We start from the raw sequence: 26,770 nt of genomic DNA, 5'->3' as shown, positions 1-26,770 counted from the left end.
AGATCGGGGTGAGACCCTTTATACACCTCCGGTAAACGTTGGACAAGAGCGGAGGACGTCTGGCATGGTAAACGTTGAACGCCTGTGATCGACGGCGATGCGAGAGGAGACCCATGAGCCGCACCACGTTGAAAGACGTCGGGGATTACGTCGGAGTCTCGGCGAAGACGGTGTCGAACGTCGTGAACGGGACCGGTTGGGTCCGAGAGGATCTGAAGGTCCGCGTCCGCAGCGCGATCAAGGAGCTCGGGTACCGGCCGAACGCGGCCGCCCGCCATCTGCGGAGCGGTCGAAGCGGGATGATCGCCGTCGCTCTCCCCGACCTCGCCCAGCCCTACTTCGCGGAACTCGCGTCGGCGCTCGTGCGGGCCGCGGAGGCCCGATCGATCACGGTCCTCATCCATCAGACCAACGGCCAGGCCGAGGCCGAGCGCCGCATCAGCGACGGCATCGGTGTCCCTCTCACGGACGGCCTCATCCTGAGCGCCTTGTCCGTCACGGCGGAGGACCTCGCGCTGCGCCTCGACACGACTCCCCTCGTCCTCCTCGGCGAACACATCGGAGCGAGTCCGTTCCCGCACGTGACCGTCGACAACGCGGCGGCGGCCCACGCCGCGACGACCCACTTGCTCTCGACGGGTCGACGACGCATCGCCGCGATCGGGGCCCAGGAGGGAGCGGCCACCGAGACCGCCGACCTCCGCCTGGAAGGCTATCGCGCCGCACTCGACGATGCCGGGATCCCATTCGACGAGGGGCTCGTGTGCGTCGTCGAGCAATTCGTCCGACGGGACGGAGCCGCCGCCGCGGAATCGCTGCTCGACGGCGGAGCGGACTTCGACGCCGTCTTCGCGTTCAACGACCTGCTCGCGCTCGGGGCCATGCACACGTTCGCCACTCGCGGCGTCGGCGTGCCCGACGACGTCGCCATCATCGGGTTCGACGACATCGAGGAGGCCCGGTACAGCTCGCCGGCGCTCAGCACGGTCGCTCCCGACACCGAGGCCATCGCGAGCGTCGCCCTCGATCTGCTGCTGCAGGACGACAACGACGACGGAGACACCGAGAAGACCATCCCCTTCGAGATCGTGAGACGAGCAAGCACATGACGGCATCCCTTCCCGTCGCCACCCAGCAGGACGGAACCTACCCTCGACCGCAACTCATGAGGGGAGCCTGGCACCCGCTCGACGGGCAGTGGGACTTCGCGTTCCGCGACGACCCGCGCGAAGCGCCCGCCGGCGTCGACTTCGATGACACGATCGTCGTCCCCTTCCCGCCGGAGTCGCCCGCGTCCGGCATCGGCGACACCGGATACCACCTCGTCGCGTGGTACCGCCGTCGGGTCACCGCGGAGGACATCGCCGACGCGGGAGCCGCCGGCACGGGCGCCCGCGTGATGATCCGGTTCGGTGCCGTCGACTGGGCGGCGGACGTCTGGGTGAACGGGACGCACCTCGGCAGTCATACGGGCGGTCAGACGCCGTTCTCGATCGACGCCACGGACGTGCTCGACCGCGACGGCGACAACGAGCTCGTGGTCCGCGCCGTTGATGACCCTCACGACGTCGCCGTCCTGCGCGGCAAGCAGGACTGGCTCGAGGAGCCTCACGCCATCTGGTACCACCGCACCACGGGGATCTGGCAGCCCGTCTGGCTCGAGGTCGTGCCCGAGACCCACGTCGAGAGCCTCGCGTGGTCGAGCGACGTGCCGAACGGCAGCGTCACCCTCGAGCTGACTCTCGACGCCCGACCGGCGGACGAGCTCGATGCGACGGTCGAGCTGCGCATCGCGGGCGAGCTCCTCGCCCGGACCAACGTCCGACTCCTCGATCGCACGACGGAGATCACGCTGCACCTCGCGAGACAGCGGAACGGCCAGCAGTACGAGCACCTCCTGTGGAACCCGGAGACACCGCGCCTCATCGACGCGACGATCACTCTCGGGCGCGGGGCCTCGGAGGTCGATGCCGTGTCGAGCTACCTCGGGCTGCGCTCCGTCCAGGCGACGGATCGTCGGTTCCTGCTCAACGGCCGCCCCCTGTACCTGCGGTCGGTGCTCGCTCAGAACTACTGGCCGGAGTCACACCTCGCCGCCCCCGACGCCGCCGCGCTCCGCCGAGAGGTGCAGCTCATCCTCGACCTCGGGTTCAACGCCGCGCGCGTTCATCAGAAGGCCGAGGACCCGCGCTTCCTGTACTGGGCCGACCGTTTGGGCCTCATGATCTGGGGAGAGACGGCGAGCGCCTATGAGTTCAGCGAGCGCGCGATCGCGGCGCTCACGACCGAGTGGATGGCTCTCGTCCGCCGGGACCGCTCCCACCCGTCGATCGTCGCGTGGGTGCCGCTCAACGAGAGTTGGGGCGTGCAGCACATCGCCTCGGATGCGCGCCAACAGGCGTTCAGCCGGTCGATCTCCGATCTCACGCGCAGCCTCGACGGCTCGCGCCCCGTGATCTCGAACGACGGGTGGGAACACGCCGGATCGGACATCTGGACCGTGCACGACTACGAGGCGGACCCCGAGATCCTCGCGCACCGGTACGGCTCGACCGCGGCCATCACCGAGCTCTTCGACGGCTTCGGGCCGGCGGGGCGGCGGATCTCCGTGGGACAGCAGGACGGCGGGCAACCGGTCATGCTCACGGAGTTCGGCGGCGTCAGTTACATCGATCAGGATGTCGAGGGCGCTTGGGGGTACAGCTCGGCGAGTGACGCTCAGGACTTCGCGAGGCGCGTCGGCGGGATCGTGGGGGCCGTCCGTGCGGCCACCCCGCTCGCGGGCTTCTGCTACACGCAGCTGACCGACACGGGGCAGGAGACGAACGGTCTCGTGCGCGCCGACCGCTCCCCCAAGATCCCCATCGAGGACCTCCGCCGCATCATCGCCGGTGACTGACGACCACGCGAACGACGGCCCCGGTGGATCCGCTCCACCGGGGCCGTCGCCGTCAGCGCCTCAGCCCCACGACGGAACCGGGGACCAGCTCACATCGGCCGCCCACGAGGAGGCCGAGTCCCACGGGTTCGACCCGCCGTTGCTCGCGAGGTAGAGCGTTCCGCTGTAGTGCCGCAGATAGAGCGTCGGACTGCCCACCCAGCGGAGGGATATCCCCTGCCCGCTCTTCCCCGGTTCCGGGCAGAACGTCGCGTCCGTCGCGAAGCCGGACGTCCCGTCGTTCGCCTGCTGCCGGATCTGCGACGACGACTGGCGGAGGTACCCGTTCGGGAAGTTCGCCGACTCGAACGAGACGCACGCGGGGTTCGAGAGGCCACTCCGCACGATCCACGACGCGTCGCCCTTGTCGCCGCTCGAGCTCGACGCCGAGATCCCGGACAGCAGACCGTTGCCGAACGCGTGCCGCGCGTAGCCCGTGGTGCAGCACGCTGTGGTCGCCTGGAGCGACACCCGGTTGCCCGGGCTCAGCGTGACGGCGCTCGTCACGGTGAACCTCTGCGACGCCGCGCCCGTACACGGTTGGATCTCGAGGATCGTCCCGTTCGCGGTCGAGCCGCCCGTCGCCGTCAGGCACAACCCGGACTGCGGGTTCCGCAGCGTGCCGTCCGGCTGTTGCAGCCACTTCTGGCCACCGACACCGTTGCAGTTGAAGAGGTGGACGTCCGTGCCCGCCGTGGTGACGTTTCCCTTGACGTCGAGGCACCGGGTCAGGGTCCGCAGCGTCTGATCGTCCGCCTTGTAGATCCAGTGCTGGTCGGCCGCGCTCGGCAGGCAGTCCCACAGCTGGACGTTCACACCGAACCAATTGCCGTACTGGTCGTCCCCGACGACGTCGACGCACTTCCCGCCCGGGGCGTTCACCGGGTGGCCCCCCGAGTTGTATGCCTGGCCGCCGTTCGCGGTGAACCGTTGGTTCGTCCCTCCCGTGCACGCCTGGATCTCGAGGACCGTTCCGTTCGTCGTCGACGGAGCCGTGAGACACAGGCCCGACTGCGGGTTGAGGAGCGAGCCGTTGTCCTGCTGCACCCACTTCTGCCCGCCGAGTCCGTTGCAGGTCCAGAGCGCCACGTCGGTCCCGGCGGCGGTCGCGTTTCCGTCGATGTCGAGGCAGAGGCCGAGCGACGTGATCGACTGGTCGGCGTTCATCCGCCAGTACTGATCGACGGCCTCCCGCTGGCACGCGCCGATCACGACATCGGTCCCGGTGGTGCCGTTGTTGGCGCCGGCGACGTCGAGGCATTTGCCGGCCGGTGCGTCGATGGGGCGATGCGGATAGGCGACCCAGAACCGCTGGGACGCCGCGCCGGAGCAGGTGTCGATGACGAGCTGGGTTCCACTCGTCGTGCTCCCTCCGGGACTCGTGAGGCACTTGTTCGACTGCGGATTGAGCAGAGTGCCGTTCGCCTGCTGCGTCCAGACCTGGGCTGTGCTCGTCGAGCAATCCGCGAGCTGCACGAGCGCCCCCGATGCCGTAGCGCCTCCCGCGACGGCCATGCACCGGTTCAGGGACTTCAGTTGCCCCGTCACGAGCCCGTTCGTCGTCGTCCAACGCTGATCGACCGCGTCATGGGTGCACGCCCCGATCTGAACGGCCGCGCCGTTGCCGCCGGTGTCGCTTCCCGCCACGTCGAGGCATTGTCCGCCCGCCGGATAGGCGACGGGCACGCCCGTTCCGCCTCCCGTCGTGCCGGAGTAACCGACGGCGTCGATGTTGGTCTGGATGCTCGCGACGGTCGCGTTCGACATCGTCCCCGTGGTCATGGCGCCCTCGAAGAACGCACCGGACGCGGCGTTGCTGTTGTCTCCGCCGATGCCGAGGATGATGCCGCCCTCCTTGAGCATCGGCGAGTACCCGGCCGGCAGCGGGCCGTTGTAGAGCGACGTCAACGATGGCGCCGTCGCGTCACCGCCGTCGAGCGCGAAGTTCGTCGTGCCGTTGTTCCGGAGCACTCCCGTCACGAAGGGCTTGTTCCAGCCCATCCCGACGTTCGACGGGTTGCTCGCGCCGCCGCTCATGAAGGTGCCGTTCTCGAGGTCCGCTTGCCACCAGGGACCCACTCCGCTGCACGGTGGAGCGGTGCAGACGGTCGAGATGTTGAGGGCGTCCATGTGCGCGCTGCCGGTGTTGTCCGGGATGGTCTCGGCGTTGCCGAAACCGAAGCAGCAGCGGTCGACCTGCGTGATGTACGTCCCGCTCAGGACCGCGTACATCGATTCGGGCTCGGCGCCGGTGGGCACCCCGTTCCCGACGAGCTTGCGATACCCGGTACCGGCGTCGAAGAGGAAACCGTAGACGTTGTGCCCCTCCGCCACGACCGGGAGGGCGTCGGCGCGGACACCGAAGTTGCCGGACCCGGCCAGACCGACGGGGGCGATGGTGAGGTCGTTGTCCTGCGGCGACTGGTCGTAGATCCTCGTGACGAGGCAGACCGTCGCCGCGCAGAAGGTGTCTTGCGAGGCCGCGTTCGCGTAACCACCGGCGACGAGCGTGTTCACGTCGGCCGTGGACCCGTCCGATTGCCGCTGAACCTGGTAGAGCGGACCGTTGTAGGAGGCGTAGAGGGCGCGTACGGAACTGTACGCGGCGACGCAGGGGGTGCTCCCCGTAGCGGCGATGTCGCACGTCGCGGGAGTGGCCGCGTTGGCCGGCGCGGTGCCGGCGACGAGCGTGAGACCGGCCAGCAGCGCCGCGAGGACGATGTGCAGGCCGAGGCGGGCACCGTTGCGCCGCCTGTTCTTCTCCATGATGATTCCCTTTCCTTCAGTTGAGTCCGGGTTTCACGTCGGTTGCTGAGGCCGGCGTCATCACAGCCGGGGGCATTCTCCGATGGGGCTGGGGATCGCGAGGGGGGCCGGCTCACGCGAACGGTAGCACGTCCGATGCTACGTAGTACAGCCCCCAGATCGGCACCCTCTCTCCCCCGGAACAACTTCCTCTGTTCACGAATATGCGTGCACGGAGGAAGTGTCCAGGTACCGGAGGCAGGAGGGGCGTCAGTCGGGGTCGGGCGACGATCCTCGAATGACGAGGTCGAAGGGGACGGCGAGGTCGGCCACGGGGGCTGCAGGGCCCGACGACTCGCGCGCACGGATACGGTCGAGAAGCGTCTCCACGCTCAGCCGGGCCACCTCGCCCGTGTCCGGCTCGATCGTCGTGAGCGTCGGCACGGAGTAGCGCCCCTCCTCGAGCCCGTCGAACCCGACGACGGCGACGTCCTGCGGAACGCGCACGCCGCGCTCGTGTGCCCGGTGCAGGGCACCGAGAGCGAGGAGGTCGGTGGCCGCGAAGACCGCGTCCGGCGGGTCCGCGAGGTCGAGGAGCGACGACATCGCCGTCGCTCCGTCCTCGCGGTGGTACGACCCGATCTGCACGATGAGCCGAGGATCGAGCGAGAGTCCGGCCTCGACTAGAGCATCGCGGTAGCCGGCGAGCCGCAGCGTCGCCATTCGCAACGAGGCGTCGGGATGCGTGCCGATGAAGGCCACCCGCCGGCGGCCCGAGCGGATCAGGTGGTCCGTCGCGGCGAAGGCGGCCGCCGTGTCGTCGATCCCGATGTGATCGATGAGACCGAGACCCGTGCTCTCGCCGATGAGCACGACGGGCGAACTCGACTCCCTCCCCGTCAGCAGGTCGGCGACCGGATTCACGGCGCTCAGGATCGTGCCCTCGGCGTAGTCGGCCGCCGCTCCCTCGAGGGCGTCCCGTTCCCGATCGCGATCCCCGAGGGTCTGCCGCACGAGGACGGCGTACCCGCGATCCTCCGCGACGGAGACGACGCGCCGCGCGAGCTCCGCGAAATAGGGGACGTCGAGCTCCGGCACGACGAGCTGGAGAACTCCGGAGCGGCCGCTGCGGAGTCCGCGCGCCGCGAGGCTCGGGCGGTAGCCGAGTTGCCGGATCGCCTCGATCACCCGCTCGCGCGCGTCGTCACCCACGGTCGCGAGCCCGTTCACCACGTTGGACACCGTCCGCTGCGATACGCCGGCCCGCCGCGCGACATCCTGCTGCGTGACGGCCACGGATCCTCCTTGCACGGTGGTGGTCCAACGTTAGTGCCGTCGCGCCGTCGCGGGACCCTCGACGCGGCTCGGAGAGACGTGCATCCCCCGAGAACGGCGCAAGGTCAGCGCCGGTACACCGGCGAGATCACGAGTTCGTCGACCCGGACGTGGGACGGGGCGTCGAGCACGAACCGGACCGCGTGGCCGATGTCAGCCGGCGTGAGCATCGCCGCTCGCGCCTCGGCGTCCGGCACCGTGGGACGCTGATCGAGGAAGTCCGTCGCGACATCGCCGGGACACAGATGACAGGCGCGGACGCCGTGCGCGGCTTCCTGGTCGTTGAGGGTGCGGACGACCGACGCGAGCGCCGTCTTGCTCGCGGAGTAGGCGACGCCGGCCGCCGGCTGGAACGACCAGCCCGCGAACGACGAGATCACGACGACGACGCCGGCGGAGGAACGCAAGGCTGGGAGGGCGGCGTCGACCACGGTGACGACGGCTGTGAGATTGGTGTCGACGATGTCGCGGAAGCCCGCCATCGACTGGTCGTCCCACCGTCGGGCCGGCGCGTTGAGTCCCGCGGCGAGCACGAGCCCGTCGAGTCGCCCGTGCGTCTCCTCGATCTCGGCGGCGGCCCGACGCACCGCCTCCGGGTCTCGCACGTCGACAACCATCGCCGACGCCGAACCGCCCGCCTCCCGGATCTCGGCAACCACGGAATCGAGTCCGTGTCGACGACGACCGCTCACGACGACCGTCCACCCGCTCGAGGCGGCCGCGCGAGCCGTCGCGGCGCCCATCCCGCTGCCGCCACCCGTGATCCACAGCACCCCATCGTTCACCGTCGAACTCCTCGCTCTTCCTGATCGGGGTCGAAGCGCCCGATCACCAATAGTCTGCTGGAGGAACGGACGCATACGTCCCACCGAGCGAAGGAGCACGGATGCACCTCGATCTCACCGACCGCGTGGTCGTCGTCACGGGAGCCGGCCGCGGCATCGGCCGGACCATCGCCGAGAGGTTCGCGGACGACGGGGCTACCGTCGTCGCCCTCGACCTCGCCATACCCGATGCGGGAGCGCCGACCCACGACCGCATCGCCCCCGTGGCGTGCGACGTCGCCGACCCTCAGTCGGTCCGACGCACGATCGGCGAGATCGTCGAGAGCCACGGGACGATCGACGTCCTCGTCAACAACGCCGGCATCAACGTGACGGGCGCTGTCGCCGACCTGACATGGGACGACTGGCGCGCGTGCATGGACGTCAACCTCGGCGGCGTCTTCCTCATGAGCCAGGCCGTCGCCCCCGTGATGCAGAAGGCCGGTCGCGGGCGAATCCTCAACGCCGCGTCGTTCGCGGCGATCGTCCCGAGCGTCGGGAGCGCCGCCTACGCCGCGTCGAAAGCCGCCGTCGTGCAGTTCACGCGCGTCCTCGCGTCGGAACTCGGCCCGTGGGACATCACGGTCAACGCCTACGCCCCCGGCATGGTGCCGACGGCCATGAACGGCTTCGCGGAGATGCCTCGGGCGGAGCAGGACCGCTTGCTCGACACCCTCTCGCTCCGGCGCTGGGAGACTCCCGACGACGTCGCGAACCTGCTGCTGTTCCTCGCGAGCGATCAGGCGGCCTACATCACGGGCACGCTGCTCGACGTCTCGGGAGGGAAGCTCGCGACCCAGATGCCGTCTCGCGCGCACGGGCGCTGAAGTGCTGCGGGGCACGGTCGGTCGTCGCGGTCGCGCGCGACTCTGTGCGGCGAGCGGCGCGCTCCCCCCGGCTGCCCGGGCGACACGGATCGTGATCGTGACGAGGACCGCGCCCGGGTGCGAGCGCGAATCATCAGCGAGCGGAGTCGGCCTCCTCCTTCTTCGCGCCCGCGCGGCGGAAGAGCCGCTCGACTCCCCACAGCACGACGCCGATCGCGAGGAGCACGAGCGCGATGCCGTACTGCTCCCCCGGGCGGCCCGAGGTGAACGGGAGAACGAGGTAGAGACACGTGATCGTGCCGATGATCGGCATCACCGTCGGGGTCGTGAAGTGCTCGTGGTCGACGGGCTGCTTCCGCAGCACGAGGACCACGACGTTCACGATCGCGAAGACCGTCAGGAGGAGGAGTGATGTCGTGCCGCCGAGGACCGCGACGACCGAACCCTCGGCGTCGAGGGAGACGTACGAGATGAGGCCGAGCGCGAGCACCGTCGTGAAGAGGATGGCGGCCCACGGCGTCCGCCGCGAGTGCGACACCTTCGACAGGAACGGCGGCAGCACGCGCTGCTTGCTCATGCCGTAGAGGAGCCGGCTCGCCATCATCATGTTGATGAGTGCCGTGTTGGCGACCGCGAACATGGAGACGAACGGCAGGAGCGAGTTGATGGGGAAGCCGGGGGCCGCCTTCTCGACGGCCGTCACGAGCGGCGTCTCGCTGCCGACCAGTTCTCCGATCGGGACGAGGGCGACGACCGTGATCGACACGAGTACGTAGACGACCGCGGCGATACCGAGGCCCGTGAGCATCATCCTCGGGAAGATCTTGCTCGGGTTCTTCGTCTCCTCCGCCATGTTGACGGAGTCCTCGAAGCCGACCATCGCGAAGAACGCGAGGGAGGTCGCCGTACTCACGGCGAGGATGACGTTCTTGTCCTCGGCGGTCTCGAACGCGACGACGCGCGACCAGTCGGCGTTGCCGCCGAAGATCGCCCACATGCCGATGAAGATCACGAGCAGGAGACCCGAGAGTTCGATGAGGGTCAGGACCACGTTGAGCCAGACGCTCTCCGTCACGCCGCGGAGGTTGACGAGCATGATGAGCACGATGAATGCGAGGGCGATGACGAGCGTCAGCCCCACTCCGTCCGGCAGACCGAAACCGACGGTGAGGTTCACCGCGAAGGCGCGTGACGCCGTGGAGGCCGACGTGATGCCCGAGGTCATGACGATGAAGCACACGATGAACGTCAGGAAATGCACACCGAACGCCTTGTGGGTGTAGAGAGCCGCTCCCGCAGCCTGCGGATACTTCGTGACGAGCTCGAGGTAGGAGAAGGCCGTGACCGTCGCAACGGCGAACGCGAGCAGGAACGGCAGCCACGCCGCTCCCCCGACCTCGGCCGCGACCTGACCGGTGAGCGCGTAGATGCCCGTACCGAGGATGTCGCCGACGATGAAAAGCAGGAGAAGCCCGGGGCCGAGCGCACGCTTGAGCTCCGGCTGTTCCGGCTCGGCGGTCTTGACGACTTGGGTCCAGGACGGGTCGCTCATGATGTCTCCCTCGCGCGCTCGGCTGTTCTCAGGGACCTTACTCCCGGCCATGCTTGCGGGAGAAGGGCTGGCAGGTCCGTACAGTGCCTACCGTCGGCAGGACGACCGGGGCCGTGCTCGTCGTCAGACCCCTGCCCGTTCCCAACGGCGCCCGCTCACGGCTTCAGAGAATCTCTCCAGGGCGGTGGCCGTCGCTCCCGCGCTCTCGAGCGCCCGCAATGCCGCACCCAGTATTGGCGGCGTCGTCACGACACTCACCCGCGCCAGCGGAGCCTCCCGAGCGATGCGAGCGGATGCGCCGCCGACGAGGCGCTCGTCTCGAGACGCCAATACCCCTCCGCCGAGAACCACCGGCACGGCGGACGTGAGCAGATCGAGCCTGCGCATCGCTGTCGTCGCCATGACGGCCACCTCCTCAGCTTGTCGGTCGACGACCGAGATCGCTATCGCGTCACCCCGCGCCGCGACATCGAAGAGCACCGGACACAGCTGAGCGAACGTGTCATGACCGAGCCGACCGACATGGATCGCCTCGATCACCTCGAACACCGAACTCAGCCCCAAGGCCGCAGGTACGGCCGAACGCAGTTCGGTCTCCGGCCCCCTGGCGTCCTCGGCGCGGGCCGCATGCCAGAGCGCCTCGCGCCCGAGGAAGGAGCCTCCGCCCCAGTCACCGGAGATCGCGCCGAGCGCCGGGTACCGCGCGACCGCGCCGTCTGCCCGGACGCCGATCGCATTGATACCGGTTCCGCACACGACCGCGACGGCGTCTCTGTCACTCGTGCCTGCTCGCAGAAGCGCGAAGAGGTCGTTGTCGACGACGTCCGGCGACCAGTGCGCGAGCGCGGTGCGGGCCTCGTCGAGCTCGACGGGCAGGTCGAGTCCGGCGAGGTAGACGTGCGTCGCGACGATCCTCGCCTGCGGGGCGGCCGCGATGACGTCATCACGGAGCCGCTGAAGGACCGGACGCGCGACGTCCCATCCCAGGGTCTGAGGGCTCGAGCGCGCTCCGCGCACGTGCGCCAATGGTGAGCCGTCGAGCCCGACGATCATCACGTCGGTCTTGCTGCCGCCCCCGTCGAACGCGAGGACCGCGTCGACATCCCCGGAGCCCGCCGTCATGGGATCGCGGCGAGACCTCGACGGTTCTGCCACTCCCCCACGGCTCTTCTCTGCGCCTATGGAGCCGGCGGACGCTTTCACGAGGCCCACGTCAGGTAGCTCGCGTTCTCCTCGAGGAGGAGGTCGGTCAACCTCTCCGCTCGCCTCCACTGACCGACGAGCGGGTGGGCGAGCAGAGCACGGGTGACCCGCTCCCGCCCGCCATTGAGTGCGGCGTCCAAAGCCAGTCGTTCGTACTCGGCGACGTGGGCGATGAGGCCACGGATGTCGGCCGGCAGTTCGGGCACCGGCAGGGGGGCGAGACCCGCCGTGCGCACCCGTGTCGGCACCTCGATGACGTGGTCGTCCGGCAGGAACGGCAACGTGCCATCGTTGCGGACGTTCAGCACTTGCACGTCCCCACGATCTGAAGTGAGCGACGCGAGGACATCGACGGCAGCCTCGGAGTAGTACGCTCCGCCCCGGCGCTCGAGCTCGACAGGCTTCACATCCAGGGTCGGATCGGCGTATTTCTTCAACAGCACGCGCTCCGTCTCGGCGACGACTTGCGCGCGCGGCGGCTCGAACAGCTGCTCGCTCAGGACCTCGTCGTGGGCGTAGTAGTAGCGCAGGTAGTACGACGGGATCGCCCCGAGCATCGAGACCAGTCCCGGGGCCATGTGCACGGACTCCGCCGTCTCGGCGAGCTCGTCGGTCAGCAGCTGAGGAAGCATGTCCCGCTCCCCGGCGTCCGTCATCACGTGGATGCCACGCTCCCACGTGAGGTGGTTGAGACCGACGTGATCGAGCCTCACCTGGTGCGGTTCGACTCCGAAACGCTTCGCATACCGGCGCTGGAACCCTATCGCGACGTTGCACAGCCCCACCGCACGGTGCCCGCGCTCGAGCAGTGCGCGCGTCACGATCCCCACAGGGTTCGTGAAGTCGACGATCCAGGCGTCCGGCTTCGCCGCACGGCGCACGGTCTCCGCCGCGTCCAGGACGACAGGCACCGTCCGGAGCGCCTTGGCGAACCCGCCGGGCCCAGTCGTCTCCTGGCCGATGCAACACGCCTCGTGGGGGAAGGTTTCGTCGCCGTAACGCGCGCGCTGGCCCCCGACCCGCAATTGGAACAGCACGGCGTCGGCGTCCGCTGCGCCGACGGCGAGTTCACCCGTCGTGTGGATGGTCCCCGGATGCCCTGCTCTCGTGAGCATCCGGCGGCCGAGCGCGGCCACCAGCCCGCGCCGATCCTCATCCGGATCGACGAGCCAGACCTCGTCGATCGGAAGTACGTCGCGCATGCGGGCGAAGCCGTCGAGAAGTTCAGGGGTATAGGTCGAGCCGCCCCCTACGATCGTCAGTTTCACGGTCAGCCTTTCACTCCAGAGAGGGCGATTCCCTCGACGAAGACCTTCTGGGCGAGGAAGAACACGACCACGACGGGCACCAGCACGACGACGGTGAGCGCCATGGTGCCGGCCCAATCGGTGCCGTGTATACCGCGGTACGTTGCGAGGCCATAGGCCACCGGCCAGGCTGCCTGGTTCTCGGAGGCGTACAGCAATGGACCGTAGTAGTCGTTCCACGACCGGAAGAACAGGAAGATGGCTGCAGCGGCGATTCCCGGCCGGGCCATCGGGATCATTACGCGCCAGAGCACTCCCCACTCGCTTGCGCCGTCCATCCGCGCCGCGTTCGCGAAGTCGGTCGGGATGGTGAGGAAGAACTGGCGGATGAGGAACACCGAGAACGCATCGCCCAGCAGGTTGGGCAGTATGAGTGGCCAGAGTGAGCCGGTGAGCCCCAACTCGCTCCACATCACGTAGACGGGCACCGCCGTCACTTGCGGCGGGAGCAGCATCGCCACGACGATCGCGAGGAAGATGACGTTGGACCCCCTGAAGCGCAACTTGGCGAGTGCATACCCGGCCGGTACCGACGCGACGAGCATGAACGCGGTGCTCAGCACCGCGTAGAGCACGGTGTTGCCGTACCAGGTGGCCAGGGGCGCCTCGCTGAAGATCCTCACGTAGTTGCCGAGCTCGAGCGACCTCGGTACCAGATCTCCCGTGAGCGCCTGATTCGAGTGCATCACAGAGGTGAACACCACGAACACGACCGGTGAGACGAACACGACGGCGAGTGCGAGGAGCAGGGCATGTTCCGCGATCCAGGTCAGCAGAGCGCGCCCCGCGAGCCTCCGGGGACGTCGGCGGACCGCGCGTTGGTCCGACCCGACCTGAGCGGGCGCCGCCGTCACGGCGCTCATGAGACCTCCTCGGGTTGGAACGCGCTGATACGTCGCATCGCGACCACGAGAAGGATGGACGCGGTGACGAAGAGGACGACCGCCATCGCCGACGCGTAGCCGAGCTGGTAGTTACTGAAGCCGCGGGCGTAAAGCCACTGCGTGTAGGTGAGGAGGGAGTCGCCCGGGTAGCCCAGGGTCGAAGCGGTACCGGATCCGACCGAGGCTTGCCCACTCGCGACGGACGACGCGACCGCTGCCTCGGTGAAGTACTGCAGCGCCGCGATCACCCCCGTGACGACCGAGAACCCGAGGATCGGCTGGATCGTCGGCAGGGTCACGAAGCGCACCTGCTGCCAACCGTTCGCGCCATCGAGCGACGCCGCCTCGTACAGCTCCCTCGGCACGTCGAGCAGTCCGGCGAGCATGATGACCATGAGATCCCCCATCATCCAGATGCCCAACAGCACGAGCGATGGCTTTGAGAGCGCTGGATCACTGAACCACAGCGGACCCTCGATCCCGAAGAAGCCGAGCACCACGTTCACCGGGCCACTGCCAGGGTTGAACAGAAAGACGAACGCGACCACCCCGGCGACCGGGGGCACGAGCGAAGGCAGGTAGAACACCGTGCGCCAAAACCCCGACCCGCGGGTGCGGCGGGCGAGGAGCCCGGCGATCGCGAGGGCCACCACGATCTTGATCGGCACGAGCACGACGACGAACCAGAGCGTGTTCAACGCTGCATTGCCGATCCGCGGGTCGCTCGTGAAGAGAAACTCGTAGTTCGTCAGCCCCACCCAGCGCGGGGGCGAGAAGAGGTCGTAACTCGTGAACGAGTAGTAGATCGAGGCGACCAACGGATACGCGTAGAAGACCAACAGACCGGCGACGGTCGGGGCAACCATCGCTGCTGCGGCGATCCGTCGGCGACGCTTACGCGGGATACGTGGCGAGGCGGGGGGCCCGGGGAGCCCGGTCGCGGCCGGGCTCCCGAGGCGATCGATGACGGAGGTCATTGACCCGCGAGTTCGAAGGCGTCGGCGATCTGGGCGTCGAGCTCTGTCAGACCCTCTTCGAGGTCTGCCGACTCGCCCGTCTGATACGTGGTCCAGAAGTCGGCGAAGCTCTCGGCGTAGGCGGCTCCATCGGCCGTCGCCGGCATCGTCACACTGTGCTCGTGCTGCGCCGCCTCGAGGAACACGCGGTACTCGTCACTGACCTCGAGGTTGGGCGATTCCAGCGCGGAATGAAGAGTGGGAATGTTCTTCAGCCCATTGGCCATCTTCACGACGGCATCCGTATCCGTGGTCATGAACTTGAGCAGCGCCCACGCCAGTTCCTTATTATCGGAGCCCTTCGCGATCCCCGCGACGTTGCCGCCCAGCCAGCCGGCCCCGTACAGATCGGGCGTGTCGTCCACGACCGGCAGCGGTGCGACACCGTAGTCGAGGTCGGGAACCTGATCTGCGAGGAAGGCCGTTCGGTACTCACCGTCCATGTTCATCACGACCTTGCCGACGTTGAAGGCGTTATCCGCGGAGAACTCCTGACCGAGCCCCGCCGTGAAGCGCTGGAGTTTGTCGTAACCGATCTCGTCGACGAACGCCTTCTGCCACTCGATGACCTCGCTCCACGCGGGATCCGTGGCGAAGTCGGGATTGCCGTCCTCGTCGAGGAACGAAGCCCCCGTCATCGCCGCGAAGTGGGACGGCGAGTTCTCGTAGAAGCCGACCAGGGGGTTGAAGCCGAGTTGCTTGATCGAGCCGTCGGCGTTGAACGTCGTCAGCTCCATCCCGATGTCGTGCAACTCGGTGAGTGTCTTCGGCGGTTCCGTGATGCCGGCGGCATCGAAGATCGTCTTGTTGTACATGAGCGCCCCGGTGTCGGTGAGCGCCGGGAGCGTACACTGCACGCCGTCGTACGACGTGTAGTCGAGGGTGCGCTCGAGCACGTCGTCCATATCCACGTCGTCGCGCTCGATGTACGGGTTGAGGTCGACGAAAGCACCCGTCGAGCAGAACTTGCCGACGATCGCCGTGGAGTAGGAGAGGCCGACGTCGATATTACCTCCCGAGGAGATGACCTTCTGCAGTTTGTCGTCGTCCTGACCAGAGTTGACCTCGACGGTCACATCAGGGTTGGCGGCCTCGAAGTCGTCGATGACGGACTGCACGACCTCCGCCTCGCGTCCGCTGAAGAAGTGCCAGAGTGAGACGGTGCCCTCGAGCTTCTCGGGCGCGGACTCGGCGATGGTCTGCTCGGAATCGCTCGAACAGCCGGCGAGGATGAGTGCTCCGGTGACAACGGTCGACATGACCGTCAGTCGGAGCGTTCGGTTCTGCGTCATACGGTGCTCCTTGCTGATCTCGGTGGTGCTGGCGATGGGCGAATCGGTGCTGCAGGGTGCAGCGGTGGTCCGGGGTGCCTGGTGGTGACGGGACCGGTGGTCGGGTGGAGCGGTTGTGCGGGTGGTGACGTGGAGCGGTGATGGCGAGGTACGGTCCGGAAAAGACGTTGAGGGGTCGAACAGCGAGGACCTCAGGTACCGAGCGCTGCGACCGAGTCGAGGATGGCCGCGCGCACCGTGTCGAGCAGCACGAGCCGGGCTCCCCGAAGCACCGGGGCATCGTCGACGAGCGCCGTGGCGACCCGTGGCGACCAGCGCGTGTTGTCGGCCATCCACCTCTCGACACGCTGGGCGAGCGGCACACCGGCGAAGCTCCCGGTGGGACCGGCGAGGACCACGAGCTCCGGATCGAGCACCGCCACAAGTGGAAGCATTGCGGTTCCGACGCGCGGAGCCAGGTCGTCGAGCAGATCGGCCAGTCGCGGGCTCGCGGCGAGATCGGAACCCAGCAGCGCAAGGAGCTCCGGATATCCATCGACGGAGAGCCCGTGGTCTCGAGCGAGGTCGACGAGCACCGCGGCGGCGACGAGGTCCTGAACGAGTTCTCCGCTATCCGCCGCGTGCATGTGCGGGCTGGCCGCGAGGTATCCGATTTCGCCGGCGCCACCGGTCGCCCCCCGGTGGATGCGGCCACCGATGTCGACCGCCACACCCAAGCCTTCGCCGATCCAGAGCAGAGCGAAGCTCGATACGTCTGCTCCCCCGCCCAGCGAGCGCTCTGCGACGGCGGCGAGATTGGCATCGTTCTCGATGACGACGTCCACTCCGAGTTCCTCGGAGAGGCTGGAGCGCACGCGCTGACGCGGCCAGCCGGGCATGAAATCGTTGTAGAGAAGCTCATCGGTGCGCGGATCCACGGCCGCCTGGATGCCGACGCTGACGGCGGTGATCGCGGAGGAAAGGACCCCGGCTGCAGCGCTCGCGGCATCGATGGCGTTCTGGAGCACGACCCCTGCGGAGGTGCCGTTGGCGATCAGAGGTTCGGCGTGTACCGGGTACTCGCGTCCGGTTACGTCGACGACGACGGATCGCACGACGGACGGAGTCACATCGATCGCCACGCCGACCTCTCGGTCCGCGCGCACCCCGTAGGTGACCGCGGCTGGACCGCGGCGGCCGGTCTGCTCTCCGTCGACGGAGATGAGTTCGGCCTCCTCGAGACGGCGCACCATCTCGGCCGCCGTGGGCTTCGACAATCCCGAACGACGTGCGAGTTCGTTCTTGGTGAGCGGTCCGTGTTCGATGAGGAGCGCGAGCGCCTTACGGTCGTTGAGCATCCGCAACAGCGCCGGAGTGCCGGGATTGGCCCAGTCGGTGTCTGCCACGGTTGCTCCTCGCGATCGTCAGTGGTTGTGCGGGAACGCTAACAGGCAACCTTCCTTTCTGAAAGGTTTGTTTACAAATCAGAAACAGAAGGTGCGTTGCACCTCCGAAACGGGGTTGCCGCTGGCGCCCACGCCGCCGAGTCCTGCGGGCGGTGTCGGCGCGTCTCGACGGCGTCGGGGTCAGGGCCTGCGAAGCCGCGGTGCTGGCGGCGGCGGCACGGGCTTCGCGGCGATCACGGTGTCGACGTCGATGTGTTCGAGGCCGCGCTTCCCGTCGACGACGAGAGTCGTCGCATCCGCACTGACCAGGATTCCGAGGGCGTCGGTCGCCTGGCCGCTCGGCAGTAGGTAGCGCACGACGACGCGTGTGCCGGGTGCCGGGATGATCACCACGAGCCGGGCCGGTAGTCCTTGAGGAAGACGCCGAAGACGTCCTCCCCCGCTTCGCCGCGCACGATCGGGTCGTAGACGCGCGCGGCTCCGTCGACGAGGTCGAGGGGCGCGTGGAAGCCCTCCTCCGCGAGACGGATCTTCGTGGGGTGAGGGCGTTCGTCGGTGATCCAGCCCGTGTCGACGCTCGTCATGAGGATGCCGTCGGTTTCGAACATCTCCTGCGCGCTCGTGCGCGTCAGCATGTTCACCGCGGCCTTCGCCATGTTCGTGTGCGGGTGACCCGGCCCCTTGTAGGCGCGGCCGAAGACGCCCTCCATCGCACTCACGTTCACGACGTAGGTGCGCTTCGCCGCGCTCGCCGCCATGGCGGGGCGGAGCTTCGAGATGAGGATGAACGGGGCCGTCGTGTTGGCCAGCTGCACCTCGAGCATCTCGAGCGGGTCCACCTCGTTCACGTGCTGGGTCCACGAGTTGACGTCGTGGAGGTCGGGCAGGAGGCCGCCGGCGTCGATCGCGGTGCCCGCCGCGAGCCGTTCGAGCGAGCTCGAGCCGGCCGCCATCGCCTGCTCCGTGAGCTCGTCGGCGCGCGCCGCGGCGGCCGCGAGGATGGGGTGGGCCGTGACCGAGCGCGCGAGCGCTTGCGGGTGCTCGTCGTTGGTGTGGCCGAAGGTCACGAGTTCGGGCAGCGGTCCGTCCGGCAGCGGCGCGAGCTCGGCGTCGACGAGCGGCTGGTAGGCGCCGGGCGAGCGGCGCACCGTCTGCGTGGCGTTGTTGATGAGGATGTCGAGGGGGCCGGCCGCGGCGACGTCCTCCGCAAGTCCGATGACCTGGGCGGGGTCGCGCAAGTCGATGCCGACGACCTTGAGCCGCGAGATCCAGTCCGCGGAGTCGGGCAGGCTCGTGAACCGCCGCACTGCGTCGCGTGGGAAGCGCGTCGTGATGGTGGTGTGGGCGCCGTCGCGCAGCAACCGCAGCGCGATGTACATGCCGATCTTCGCGCGGCCACCTGTCAGCAGAGCGCGCTTGCCCGTGAGATCGGTGCGGGCGTCGCGCTTGGCGTGACTCAGCGCCGCGCACGACGGGCAGAGCTGGTGGTAGAACGCATCGACGACCGTGTAGTGCTGCTTGCACATGTAACAGGGGCGCGACTTCAAGAGCGTGCCGGCGGTCGACTCCGTCGTCGAGGTCCCGATGGGGATGCCGCGGGTCTCGTCATCGATGCGGTCGGCGGCCCCCGTCGCCGTCGCGGCGATCACGAGGCGGTCGGCCTCGGCGACGACCGCGCGCTTCTCGAGCCGGTGCGCGCGCTTCACGGCCTTGAACATCTTCGCGGTCGCCTGCCGCACGGCGATGAAGTCGGGGTGCGTCTCGTCGACGTCCGGCAGCTGCTCGAGGACACGGAGCGTGATCTCGAGGTCCGCTGGGGCGATACCGCTGGGCTTCGGAAGATCTGAGGGCACACGAGATTCTACGCTGGATGAGGGTTCTGTCCCGCGCCCGAGCGGTTCTCTCCGCTGCGTTCCAGGATGGTTCTCCCTGGTCAGGGAGGCGGGAAGGCGCTGACGCCTCCGTGCTCAGATGCACTATCGGGGTCAGCCGGAACGACCGCCCGGAGAGACCATCCCTCCGGCGTCCTCTCCGATTCCAACCGTCCTTCGCTGCTCGCGAGTCGCTGCCGTGCACGTCGCAAGCCGCGTCCCCCCGTCGTGTGATCCTCCGCGGTCAGGCTGGTCGGGGCGACGTTCTTCACGACGAGTTCGACGGCGTCGGGACGGACATGGATGCCGATGCTCGCCGACTTCGACTTCGGGGCGTGCTTGATGATGTTGGTAACCGCTTCGACGGCGGTCTCGGTGAGGACTCGTTCAGCGGTCGTTGCGACACCGAGCGGCACGCTCGGTGTCGCAACGCTCGTAGGGATTCCCGCATCGTGCAGAAGAGCACCCAGCGATGTGACAGCCTCCGTGACACTCCCCTCGTAGCGGGTGGAGCGCAACCGAGGACCCTCGGTCTTCGTATCGCGGATCAGCGAGAGCAGAGACTGAATACTCTGCAATGCCTGCTCTGCGGACTCCTCGATCGTGGTGAGCGACACCTGCCGACCAGCGCGGTCCGGCTGCCGTGGTAACGCCCGCGCGTGAAACAGGATGAGCGTCAGATCATGCGCGATGCCATCGTGGAGCTCATCGGCGATGCGCTCCTGATCATGCCGCGCGATGGCTTCGAGGTCCTTCGCTATGCGCGCTCGCTCAGCGACGAGAACCGTCTCCCTGGCGGCTACCAGACGGAATGCAATACCTGCCAGGAAGGCGATCAACGCAATTCCGGCGATGCCGTACACACCACCCTCGGCTAGTGTCGGCCCGCTGAGAGCGATATACGTGGTGAGAGCCCCGAGCAACGCCACGTGGGCGACGATCACCCATGGCACGCACGTCGCGGCAACCAGGCTGAGGGCGATGGCGAGCTCGAGGAGATCGCCGCCGCTGCCGGTGAAAACGACGCCGACGCCGCTGATGACCATGACGACGACCGCCGCGATCGTCGGATGCCAGGCGAAGGCAGCCAGGCTCAAGTAGAGCGCGACCGCGAGGAGGTCGTATCGGGTGAAGGTCCCGCTTGCGAGGATGAACGCGATGGCGATGCACAGGAGCACGCCGACAGCCAGCACCAGCAGAAGCCGCGCAACCGGATGAAGGGAACGCTGTTCCCAGAAGGCGCGAGAGCGCAGCATCCCCCCGATGGAGGACCGCACGGCGAGGACCGGCTCCCGGTCAGTGCTGGAAGCCGGAAAGGCTTCAGGCACAGATGCCCAGCATCTGACAGAGCCAGTCGCCGAGGTCGGCGTTCGACCGGGCAATCACGTGGACGAATGCTCCGACACCGTACGTGTTGATCAGTCCCATCATCGTCTCCTTCGCTCGGGCCGATGTCGATGTCGATGTCCTCGGGACGACATCGGCCATAGTGTCTCCACCCTACGAGTCATGCTCCTGGGGTCACGGAATTCTGACCCCAGGGCTAGAAATCCGCCGGTGTTCCCGCGGTACCGTGGAGAGGTGGCTGGAGTTGTCCGCGTTCTCGTCGTCGACGACGAAGCCCTCGTGCGGCACGCGCTCCGCGTATTCATCTCAGACGACGATCGCGTCACACTCGTCGGTGAGGCGACGGACGGTTCCGAGGTGGTGGACGCCTGCAGAACTGTGAAGCCCGACGTCGTCGTCATGGACATCAAGATGCACGAGATCAGCGGCATCGAAGCCACCAGGCGCGTCCTGCAGTGGAACCCTCGCTGCCGCGTCCTAGCGCTCACCACGTTCACCACGGAGTGGCGTGCGCTCGAGATCCTGCGCGCCGGGGCATGTGGATACCTCGTGAAGAACTCCACGCCGGAGCAGATCGTCGACGCCATCGTCGCGGCCCATGCCGGTGATCGCGTCGTCTCACCCGAAGTCCAGGAGAGATTCGTGCGTTCAGCCATCGAAGCGCATGACAGCCCGGTTCCTGAAACGCCTGCGCTGAGCGATCGCGAGCGACGGATCATCGAACTGATCGCACAGGGACTGTCGAACGCAGAGGTCGCCGAGGCACTCCACTATGCCGAGGGCACCGTGAAGGCCGACATCCGTCACATCAATCATCTGTGGAACGTCGAGAACCGCCTGCAGATCGTCCTCCGGGCCACCGAGTTCGGGATCATCAGTCTCTGATCGCGCCTCCTCGTCGTATTCCTGGCCCCAGGGCCATGAAGCTCCGCCGAACCTTGCTCCGCCCCATCGACGGTGGTCGGCTTGCGTTGGCCCCGCGCAGTCGGCGCCGGCCATTCGCAGATCGGGAAGGTGAGAACAATGACGTCGAAAGTCCATGTGAGAGCGAGACTCACGGGCGGCCTGTTGGCGACCGTGTTGGCAGCGGTCCTGACGACGACGCTGAGTACGGGAACGGCCTCGGCCACGACCCCGGCGCTCGTCGGGAAAGCCCCATCGAGCACACAAGCTCAGGCGACCGCAGAGTGCGCGGCACAGCCCGCGAACGTCGAGACCGTCGGCACCGACGGCTCGGCGGAGATGACCCTGCTCGACGGCGAAGCGTCGGCCGCGGCGGCATCACAAGCCACGAGCCTCGCTGAGGCGGCCGGCATCGCGCCTCAGACGTCTCCGGAGTTCGTGAAATATGAGGGTGTCAAGGCGTACGCGTTGGACATCGACGGCGTGAAAGCGACCTCGGTGACCTTCCCCCTCGAGGGTGGCGACTTCATCCAGCCGAGCAACGTCTCGTACATCGTGGACGAAGCCGGGCAGCTCTCGCAGTACTCGGAGTCGACGGTCGTCGAGCGCGCGGACGGCCTGATCGATCTCCACACCTACCGCGACGGGGCGCTCATCCACTCCGCCCAGATCGACCCCAGCACCCTCTCGGCACAGTCGGCGAGCGCGAAGGCGATGGATCCGACGACCTGCCTCATGGCGGTACTCGGCGTGAGCGCTGTCGTCGCCGGCATCATCCTGGTGCTCTGCGGCGGCTCATGCTCTGTTCCCGTCACACCCCCCACTGCTACTATTTGTGCTGCATGCATCGCTGGAATCGCAGTGGTCGGCGGCGCTTCCATCCCCGCAGTCATGGGCTGCTTCAACGGAGGTTAGAGGAATGAAGCGTTCAACCGGTCGATTCCTCGTCTTCTTCATCGTCACGGTCGCCTCAGGAGCCGCGCTGATTCTGCTGATGCCGTCCGCCATCAACCCCGACTCCACGATCCAGCCCTGGATCCCTTCGGTGCTGGGTGCACTCTTCGCGGCAAGTGCCTTCATCGCCTGGAAGGTCCGACCCGACTGGAAGCAGACACCGTCCACACAGCCGTAGCCGAGATCTGACACCGGCCTCGACGAGGACTCCCGTTCCTCGTCGAGGCCGGCCCCTGTGTGACGGGGGCTCGGTCCCGCCACCGAGGTCAGACGAATCGCACCCAGTTCGCGCCGCGGCCCGTCTCGGCCCGCTGCAGCAGCTGCAGTCGGTCACCCTCGGCCGCGTACAGCGACACGGTCGTCGAGAGTTCACCCGCGACGACGACGTGCATGCCGTCGGGGCTGATGGCGAAGCCACGGGGCTGGGGTTCGGTGGCGACGAACGATGCCGAGGAGGTGAGCGAGCCGTCCGCCGCGACGGCGACGGAACTGAGCGTGGCCGCGGTGCGTTCGGACGCCCAGATGCGGTTCCCGCCGTCGGCGAGGTGCAGGTCGGCACCCCAGATGAGGTGCTCCTCGCGCGGATCGGCGCCAAAGCGGCTCACGGCCAGTCCCTGACTGGGGTCGAACGCGTCGGCCGCGCCGCGGAGTTCGAGCGTGCCCGTCTCGGCGTCAGGCACGTAGTGGAGTACTTGCCCGGTGAACTCGGTGTTCACGTACACCGCGTCGCCGGCCGCGTTGAGCACGAGATGACGCGGACCGCTGCCGCTCGGCGCGTCGACGGTGGGCGGGTCGAGTGGAGTGAGCGCGGCGTCCGAACCCAGCGCGTACTGGGCGACGAGGTCGGCACCGAGGGACACGAAGTAGGCGAAGCGGCCGTCGGCGCTCGGAAGCACGGAATGCAGGTTGGGGTAATCGATGCGGGCGACGGGCTCTCCCACCACCCCGTCGTCGACGACGGCGCTGATGCCGTAGCCGCCTCCGTACGAGGCTCCGAGCAGGACCCTCCCTTCGCGGGCCAGGGCGAGGTAGTTCATACCGCCGCCGGGCAGGGCTCGGCGGGAGAGGACGGAGAGCGCGCCGCTCGAGCGGTCGAGGCTCAGCGTCACGATGCCGGCCGACTCGTGCCCGCCGCCCGCCTTCACTCCCGCGTAGACGAGGTCGCGCTCGGTGTCGACGACGAACGTGGAGGTTCCGGCGAGATCGCCGGTCACCGTGAGGCGCTCGAGGGAGTCACCGACGAGACGGAAGGTGCTGATGCTGCCGTCGCCGGAGTTGGCGACGAGGACGAGGGAATCGGTCATGCCTCGATCGTAGACATCCCGTGGCCCACTGCGGCGACCTCGGTCAGCCGAGAACGGCGTGCGCGATCGTGAAGATCACCAGTCCGGCGAGCGCCCCGACGACGGTGCCGTTGAGGCGGATGTACTGCAGATCACGCCCGACCATGAGCTCGATCTTCTCGGTAGTCTCCTCCGCGTCCCAGCGTGAAACGGTGTCGGTGATGATGGACGCGATGTCGTGCCGGTACCGGTCGACGAGGAAGACCGCGGCGTCCACGACTCGGCCGTCGACACGGCTCTGGAGCGCGGAATCCGTCGTCAGCCGCGCGCCGATGTCGCCGAGCACCTGCACCACGCGTCGGCGGAGCCCGCTCTGCGGGTCGGCGAGCGAGTCGAGCAGGCCGGCGCGCGCCGTGTTCCACGCCTCGGCGGCCAACTCGCGTACGCGCGGGCTGTCGAAGAGCGTCGCCTTGGCGTCGTCGAGTCGCGCCATGGTCTTCGGGTCGTGCTGCAGGTCGTCGGCCAGGCGCGCGAGGTACCCGTCGATCGCGACGCGGGCGGGGTGCTGCGGGTCGGCCTGAGCGGCGGCGACGAACTTCACGGCTTCGTTGTAGACGGCGTCGTCGACGAGGCGCGTCGCCATCGAGGGCACCCACGACGGGAGGCGCCGCGAGACGAGTCCGGCGAAGGAGTCGTGGTTGGACGCCAACCACGTCCCGATGCTGTCGAGAGCGAGGTCCACGGCACCGTGGTGCGCACCGGACTGCACGGTCCGGCCCAGCAGGGCGCCGAGCGGCGGACCCGACTGTGGTTCGATGAGGTGCTTGCGGGCGAGGTCCTCGATGACGTCGTGCACATCGTCGTCGCTCAAGGCGCGCAGGACGCTCGCCGCCATGAGCGCCCCCTCAGTGCCGACCCGTTCGGTGTGCTCCGGCACGCTCAACCACTCCCCGAGCCGCGCGGCGACCCCGGCGCTCTCGAGTTTGGTGCGCACGACGTCCCCGCGCAGGAACTCGGTCTCGACGAATTCGCCGAGGTTGATTCCGATCTCGTCCTTGCGGTTCGGGATGATCGCCGTGTGCGGGATCGGGATGCCGAGCGGATGCCGGAACAGCGCAGTCACCGCGAACCAGTCGGCCAGCGCGCCGACCATGCCCCCTTCGGCGAACGCACGCACGTAGGCGAGCGGCGGGTGCTCCTGCTGGAGCACAAATGCGATCACGAACAGCACCGCCATGAACACCAGCGCGCCCAGTGCGACCCCCTTCATGACCCGCAGCCCCCGGCGGCGCTCCTGGTCGGCGGGGCTCAGCAACTGTGTCCGAGTGTGTGCCATCCAGTCATCCTTACACGCGGTTCCAGCGTGAGCGTCGGTGTCTGTCCGCCCAGATCAGATGCTCCTCCCGCGGATCGGCGCCGATGTCGACGTTCCCGAGGAACCGGCACCGATGCCCGGTAGGCGCAACATGAGCCCACGTGGGCGCGACGATCAGGCCGACGAGTGCCGTGACCGTCACGGTCTGTCTGGCCTGGCGCGGCGTGATGCCGAGGTCTCGGCATCTCGATCAGCATCCCGTTGGCCGGACGACGCGCTCCCCGTCGACGCAGATCCGCCACCTCCCGCTCCGAACCACGAGAGCTGAAAGGAGGTGGCGGATCTGCGAGATGCCTGCCGGCGACCTACTCGGAGGTTCGCTGGAGGACGATCAGGCCGGTGGGGAAACGGTCCCGGGCCGATACGTAGACCCTGCCGCGCTCCGAATCCACGGAGACCCCGTAGACCTTGTTCCCATACGCCGTGCCCGGGTAGTTCGCGATCTCGGTGAGATCGGCCCCGCTGAAGACCCGCACACCGCTCGCCTCGAACGCGTCGCTCGAATGCCCGATGTAGAGCCGCGCCGTCACCGGATCGACCGCGACGGACCTGTAGTCAGGGTCGACGACGGCGAGCGACTGCAGCAGGTCGAAGCTCGTGCCGTCGTAGACGCGCACGCCCTCTGTTCCCGTACCGTTGTTCGTCGTGTAAAGACGGTTCGCCTCGGGATCGAACGCGATGCCGTGGGTCGACCAGTTCTCCCCCGGGGTCGTCACGACCTGCAACGACTCCCCCGTGGTGGCGTCCAGCACTTCGAAACCACTGCCTCGGGTGGCGCCGAACACCCGCCCGGTGGCGAGGTCGACATCGAGTCCACGGACGTTCGCCGTGAAGGCGAACGGTCCACGCACTACCGAGTCGTCGGCGAGGTCCATGACCACCCACGAATTGCCGTAGCCGACGTAGAGCTCGTTCTTCTCCGTGTCGATGGCAACGTCGCGCACGCCCTCGTCCGTGCCGTTCGGCATGACGTGGGTGGCGACGGTGGTGTCGGTCACCGGGTCGATCTCGAGGATGCGAGCCGGTCGCTGCTCGTTGCCCACGAACAGGTGGCCCGTCTCGGGGTCGACCACGGAACCCACCGGCTTCACGTCGAGTTCACCATCCTGCTCGGCCGACGGAATGGCCGTGAGCGCCGAGGCGGTGTACTCGCTTCCGGCCGGAGGATCGGTCGGATCGGTCGGATCGGTCGGATCGGTCGGATCGGTCGGATCGGTCGGGTCCGTCGCTCCCGTGCGTTGACTCACCGTCACGGCGACCGGAGCGAGCTCCGAGCCGGGCGGATTGAGACGGAAGTCGCGGTTGGACACGAAGACGCGCTGACGCTCCTCGTCGACCGAAATACCGTAGCCGTCCTTTCCGAAGGACGGATCGGCCATGTCGGCCACCACCTCACCGGTCGCGATGTCGTGCACCGAGAATCCACCGGTACCCGCGGCGGTGCCCGTGTACCCCACGTAGACCAAGCCGTTGGTCGAGTCGACGTCGAGCTGACGGGCGTTCGGCCGCGTGACCTGCTCCCAGACCTGCATGTACCCATCGCTCACGTCGAAAGCAGCGATGTTGATCGCATCCGGCACGTCTTCGAAGAACGCGGTGGTGACGTAGCCCTTCGCCGGATCGGCCGCGACGTAGTAGGCACCGAGGGTGCCGTTCACGACTCCGAGCGATGCGCCCGTCTCCGCGTCGAGCACCTCGACACCGCGCGACGGCACGGCCCCGTAGACCA

At 68.0% G+C, this 26,770-nt stretch carries 21 protein-coding genes and 1 pseudogene; 6 read left to right on the top strand and 16 right to left on the bottom strand.

Annotated features, from left to right (window positions below):
* The first annotated feature begins 113 nt into the window (after positions 1-113).
* The gene (locus ELQ90_RS04815) at positions 114-1,109 is read left to right on the top strand and encodes a LacI family DNA-binding transcriptional regulator (protein ID WP_128494158.1); all 996 of its coding nucleotides are present in this window, start codon (positions 114-116) and stop codon (positions 1,107-1,109) included.
* Entirely contained in the window at positions 1,106-2,899 is a 1,794-nt protein-coding gene (locus tag ELQ90_RS04810; protein WP_128494157.1) for a glycoside hydrolase family 2 protein, read from the top strand. Before ELQ90_RS04815 ends, ELQ90_RS04810 begins: the two co-directional genes overlap by 4 nt.
* A gap of 60 nt (positions 2,900-2,959) precedes the next feature.
* On the opposite strand, the gene ELQ90_RS04805 is transcribed toward ELQ90_RS04810, so the two are convergent.
* The 3 genes from ELQ90_RS04805 to ELQ90_RS04795 form a co-directional block, all read right to left on the bottom strand.
* Positions 2,960-5,704: an arabinofuranosidase catalytic domain-containing protein gene (locus tag ELQ90_RS04805; RefSeq protein ID WP_128494156.1), complete on the bottom strand. Its 2,745-nt coding sequence runs from the start codon at positions 5,702-5,704 to the stop codon at positions 2,960-2,962.
* Positions 5,705-5,953: 249 nt separating this feature from the next.
* Complete coding sequence (locus ELQ90_RS04800) at positions 5,954-6,979, bottom strand: LacI family DNA-binding transcriptional regulator (RefSeq protein ID WP_128494155.1); 1,026 nt, start codon at positions 6,977-6,979, stop codon at positions 5,954-5,956.
* Positions 6,980-7,083: 104 nt separating this feature from the next.
* On the bottom strand, positions 7,084-7,803 hold the full coding sequence (locus tag ELQ90_RS04795) for an SDR family oxidoreductase (protein ID WP_243696016.1): 720 nt from the start codon (positions 7,801-7,803) through the stop codon (positions 7,084-7,086).
* A 101-nt stretch (positions 7,804-7,904) separates the two neighbouring features.
* On the opposite strand from ELQ90_RS04795, the gene ELQ90_RS04790 reads away from it, so the two are divergent.
* Positions 7,905-8,669 (top strand): SDR family NAD(P)-dependent oxidoreductase, encoded by a 765-nt coding sequence (locus ELQ90_RS04790; RefSeq protein WP_128494154.1) that lies wholly within the window; start codon positions 7,905-7,907, stop codon positions 8,667-8,669.
* 133 nt (positions 8,670-8,802) lie between these two features.
* On the opposite strand, the gene ELQ90_RS04785 is transcribed toward ELQ90_RS04790, so the two are convergent.
* The 10 genes from ELQ90_RS04785 to ELQ90_RS04740 form a co-directional block, all read right to left on the bottom strand.
* Positions 8,803-10,221: an APC family permease gene (locus ELQ90_RS04785; RefSeq protein WP_128494153.1), complete on the bottom strand. Its 1,419-nt coding sequence runs from the start codon at positions 10,219-10,221 to the stop codon at positions 8,803-8,805.
* A 123-nt stretch (positions 10,222-10,344) separates the two neighbouring features.
* Entirely contained in the window at positions 10,345-11,343 is a 999-nt protein-coding gene (locus ELQ90_RS04780) for an N-acetylglucosamine kinase (protein WP_128494152.1), read from the bottom strand.
* Positions 11,344-11,420: 77 nt separating this feature from the next.
* Positions 11,421-12,692 (bottom strand): family 4 glycosyl hydrolase, encoded by a 1,272-nt coding sequence (locus ELQ90_RS04775; protein ID WP_128494151.1) that lies wholly within the window; start codon positions 12,690-12,692, stop codon positions 11,421-11,423.
* A 2-nt stretch (positions 12,693-12,694) separates the two neighbouring features.
* Complete coding sequence (locus tag ELQ90_RS04770) at positions 12,695-13,594, bottom strand: carbohydrate ABC transporter permease (protein WP_128494150.1); 900 nt, start codon at positions 13,592-13,594, stop codon at positions 12,695-12,697.
* Complete coding sequence (locus tag ELQ90_RS04765) at positions 13,591-14,481, bottom strand: carbohydrate ABC transporter permease (RefSeq protein ID WP_243696015.1); 891 nt, start codon at positions 14,479-14,481, stop codon at positions 13,591-13,593. The genes ELQ90_RS04770 and ELQ90_RS04765 overlap by 4 nt, the downstream gene beginning before the upstream one ends.
* Positions 14,482-14,588: 107 nt before the next feature.
* Entirely contained in the window at positions 14,589-15,923 is a 1,335-nt protein-coding gene (locus ELQ90_RS04760) for an extracellular solute-binding protein (RefSeq protein ID WP_243696014.1), read from the bottom strand.
* A 191-nt stretch (positions 15,924-16,114) separates the two neighbouring features.
* Positions 16,115-17,308, bottom strand: coding sequence for an ROK family transcriptional regulator (locus tag ELQ90_RS04755; protein WP_243695070.1), 1,194 nt, complete (start codon positions 17,306-17,308; stop codon positions 16,115-16,117).
* Positions 17,309-17,488: 180 nt separating this feature from the next.
* Entirely contained in the window at positions 17,489-17,701 is a 213-nt protein-coding gene (locus ELQ90_RS04750; RefSeq protein ID WP_128494148.1) for a putative acetyltransferase, read from the bottom strand.
* Positions 17,695-19,161 (bottom strand): SDR family NAD(P)-dependent oxidoreductase, encoded by a 1,467-nt coding sequence (locus ELQ90_RS04745; RefSeq protein ID WP_128494147.1) that lies wholly within the window; start codon positions 19,159-19,161, stop codon positions 17,695-17,697. The genes ELQ90_RS04750 and ELQ90_RS04745 overlap by 7 nt, the downstream gene beginning before the upstream one ends.
* Positions 19,162-19,241: 80 nt before the next feature.
* Complete coding sequence (locus tag ELQ90_RS04740; RefSeq protein ID WP_128494146.1) at positions 19,242-20,435, bottom strand: sensor histidine kinase; 1,194 nt, start codon at positions 20,433-20,435, stop codon at positions 19,242-19,244.
* 7 nt (positions 20,436-20,442) lie between these two features.
* On the opposite strand from ELQ90_RS04740, the gene ELQ90_RS04735 reads away from it, so the two are divergent.
* The 3 genes from ELQ90_RS04735 to ELQ90_RS04725 all read left to right on the top strand — a co-directional run bounded on the left by ELQ90_RS04735 (position 20,443) and on the right by ELQ90_RS04725 (position 22,561).
* Positions 20,443-21,411, top strand: coding sequence for a response regulator transcription factor (locus tag ELQ90_RS04735; protein ID WP_243696013.1), 969 nt, complete (start codon positions 20,443-20,445; stop codon positions 21,409-21,411).
* A 138-nt stretch (positions 21,412-21,549) separates the two neighbouring features.
* On the top strand, positions 21,550-22,344 hold the full coding sequence (locus ELQ90_RS04730) for a hypothetical protein (protein ID WP_128494145.1): 795 nt from the start codon (positions 21,550-21,552) through the stop codon (positions 22,342-22,344).
* Positions 22,345-22,348: 4 nt separating this feature from the next.
* On the top strand, positions 22,349-22,561 hold the full coding sequence (locus ELQ90_RS04725) for a hypothetical protein (protein ID WP_128494144.1): 213 nt from the start codon (positions 22,349-22,351) through the stop codon (positions 22,559-22,561).
* Between the two features lie 88 nt (positions 22,562-22,649).
* On the opposite strand, the gene ELQ90_RS04720 is transcribed toward ELQ90_RS04725, so the two are convergent.
* From ELQ90_RS04720 to ELQ90_RS04710, 3 genes and pseudogenes are all read right to left on the bottom strand, one after another.
* Positions 22,650-23,687, bottom strand: a complete 1,038-nt coding sequence (locus tag ELQ90_RS04720) for a lactonase family protein (protein ID WP_128494143.1) — start codon at positions 23,685-23,687, stop codon at positions 22,650-22,652.
* Between the two features lie 43 nt (positions 23,688-23,730).
* Entirely contained in the window at positions 23,731-25,002 is a 1,272-nt protein-coding gene (locus tag ELQ90_RS04715) for a DUF445 domain-containing protein (RefSeq protein WP_128494142.1), read from the bottom strand.
* Between the two features lie 344 nt (positions 25,003-25,346).
* A pseudogene (locus tag ELQ90_RS04710) lies at positions 25,347-26,770 on the bottom strand (hypothetical protein); the annotation flags it as partial.

Source organism: Labedella phragmitis (assembly GCF_004078635.1).
Taxonomy (GTDB): domain Bacteria; phylum Actinomycetota; class Actinomycetes; order Actinomycetales; family Microbacteriaceae; genus Labedella; species Labedella phragmitis.
Note: the sequence above shows the minus strand (reverse complement) of the source record. Positions and strands in the feature narration are given on the sequence as shown.

Bases quoted from the DNA above. Each gene is read 5' to 3' on its own strand.
- ELQ90_RS04815 (WP_128494158.1), top strand. From the start codon at position 114: ATGAGCCGCACCACGTTGAAAGACGTCGGGGATTACGTCGGAGTCTCG.
- ELQ90_RS04810 (WP_128494157.1), top strand. From the start codon at position 1,106: ATGACGGCATCCCTTCCCGTCGCCACCCAGCAGGACGGAACCTACCCT.
- ELQ90_RS04805 (WP_128494156.1), bottom strand. From the start codon at position 5,704: ATGGAGAAGAACAGGCGGCGCAACGGTGCCCGCCTCGGCCTGCACATC.
- ELQ90_RS04790 (WP_128494154.1), top strand. From the start codon at position 7,905: ATGCACCTCGATCTCACCGACCGCGTGGTCGTCGTCACGGGAGCCGGC.
- ELQ90_RS04785 (WP_128494153.1), bottom strand. From the start codon at position 10,221: ATGAGCGACCCGTCCTGGACCCAAGTCGTCAAGACCGCCGAGCCGGAA.
- ELQ90_RS04780 (WP_128494152.1), bottom strand. From the start codon at position 11,343: ATGACGGCGGGCTCCGGGGATGTCGACGCGGTCCTCGCGTTCGACGGG.
- ELQ90_RS04770 (WP_128494150.1), bottom strand. From the start codon at position 13,594: ATGAGCGCCGTGACGGCGGCGCCCGCTCAGGTCGGGTCGGACCAACGC.
- ELQ90_RS04765 (WP_243696015.1), bottom strand. From the start codon at position 14,481: ATGGTTGCCCCGACCGTCGCCGGTCTGTTGGTCTTCTACGCGTATCCG.
- ELQ90_RS04760 (WP_243696014.1), bottom strand. From the start codon at position 15,923: ATGACGCAGAACCGAACGCTCCGACTGACGGTCATGTCGACCGTTGTC.
- ELQ90_RS04740 (WP_128494146.1), bottom strand. From the start codon at position 20,435: ATGCTGCGCTCTCGCGCCTTCTGGGAACAGCGTTCCCTTCATCCGGTT.
- ELQ90_RS04735 (WP_243696013.1), top strand. From the start codon at position 20,443: ATGGAGGACCGCACGGCGAGGACCGGCTCCCGGTCAGTGCTGGAAGCC.
- ELQ90_RS04730 (WP_128494145.1), top strand. From the start codon at position 21,550: ATGACGTCGAAAGTCCATGTGAGAGCGAGACTCACGGGCGGCCTGTTG.
- ELQ90_RS04725 (WP_128494144.1), top strand. From the start codon at position 22,349: ATGAAGCGTTCAACCGGTCGATTCCTCGTCTTCTTCATCGTCACGGTC.
- ELQ90_RS04720 (WP_128494143.1), bottom strand. From the start codon at position 23,687: ATGACCGATTCCCTCGTCCTCGTCGCCAACTCCGGCGACGGCAGCATC.
- ELQ90_RS04715 (WP_128494142.1), bottom strand. From the start codon at position 25,002: ATGGCACACACTCGGACACAGTTGCTGAGCCCCGCCGACCAGGAGCGC.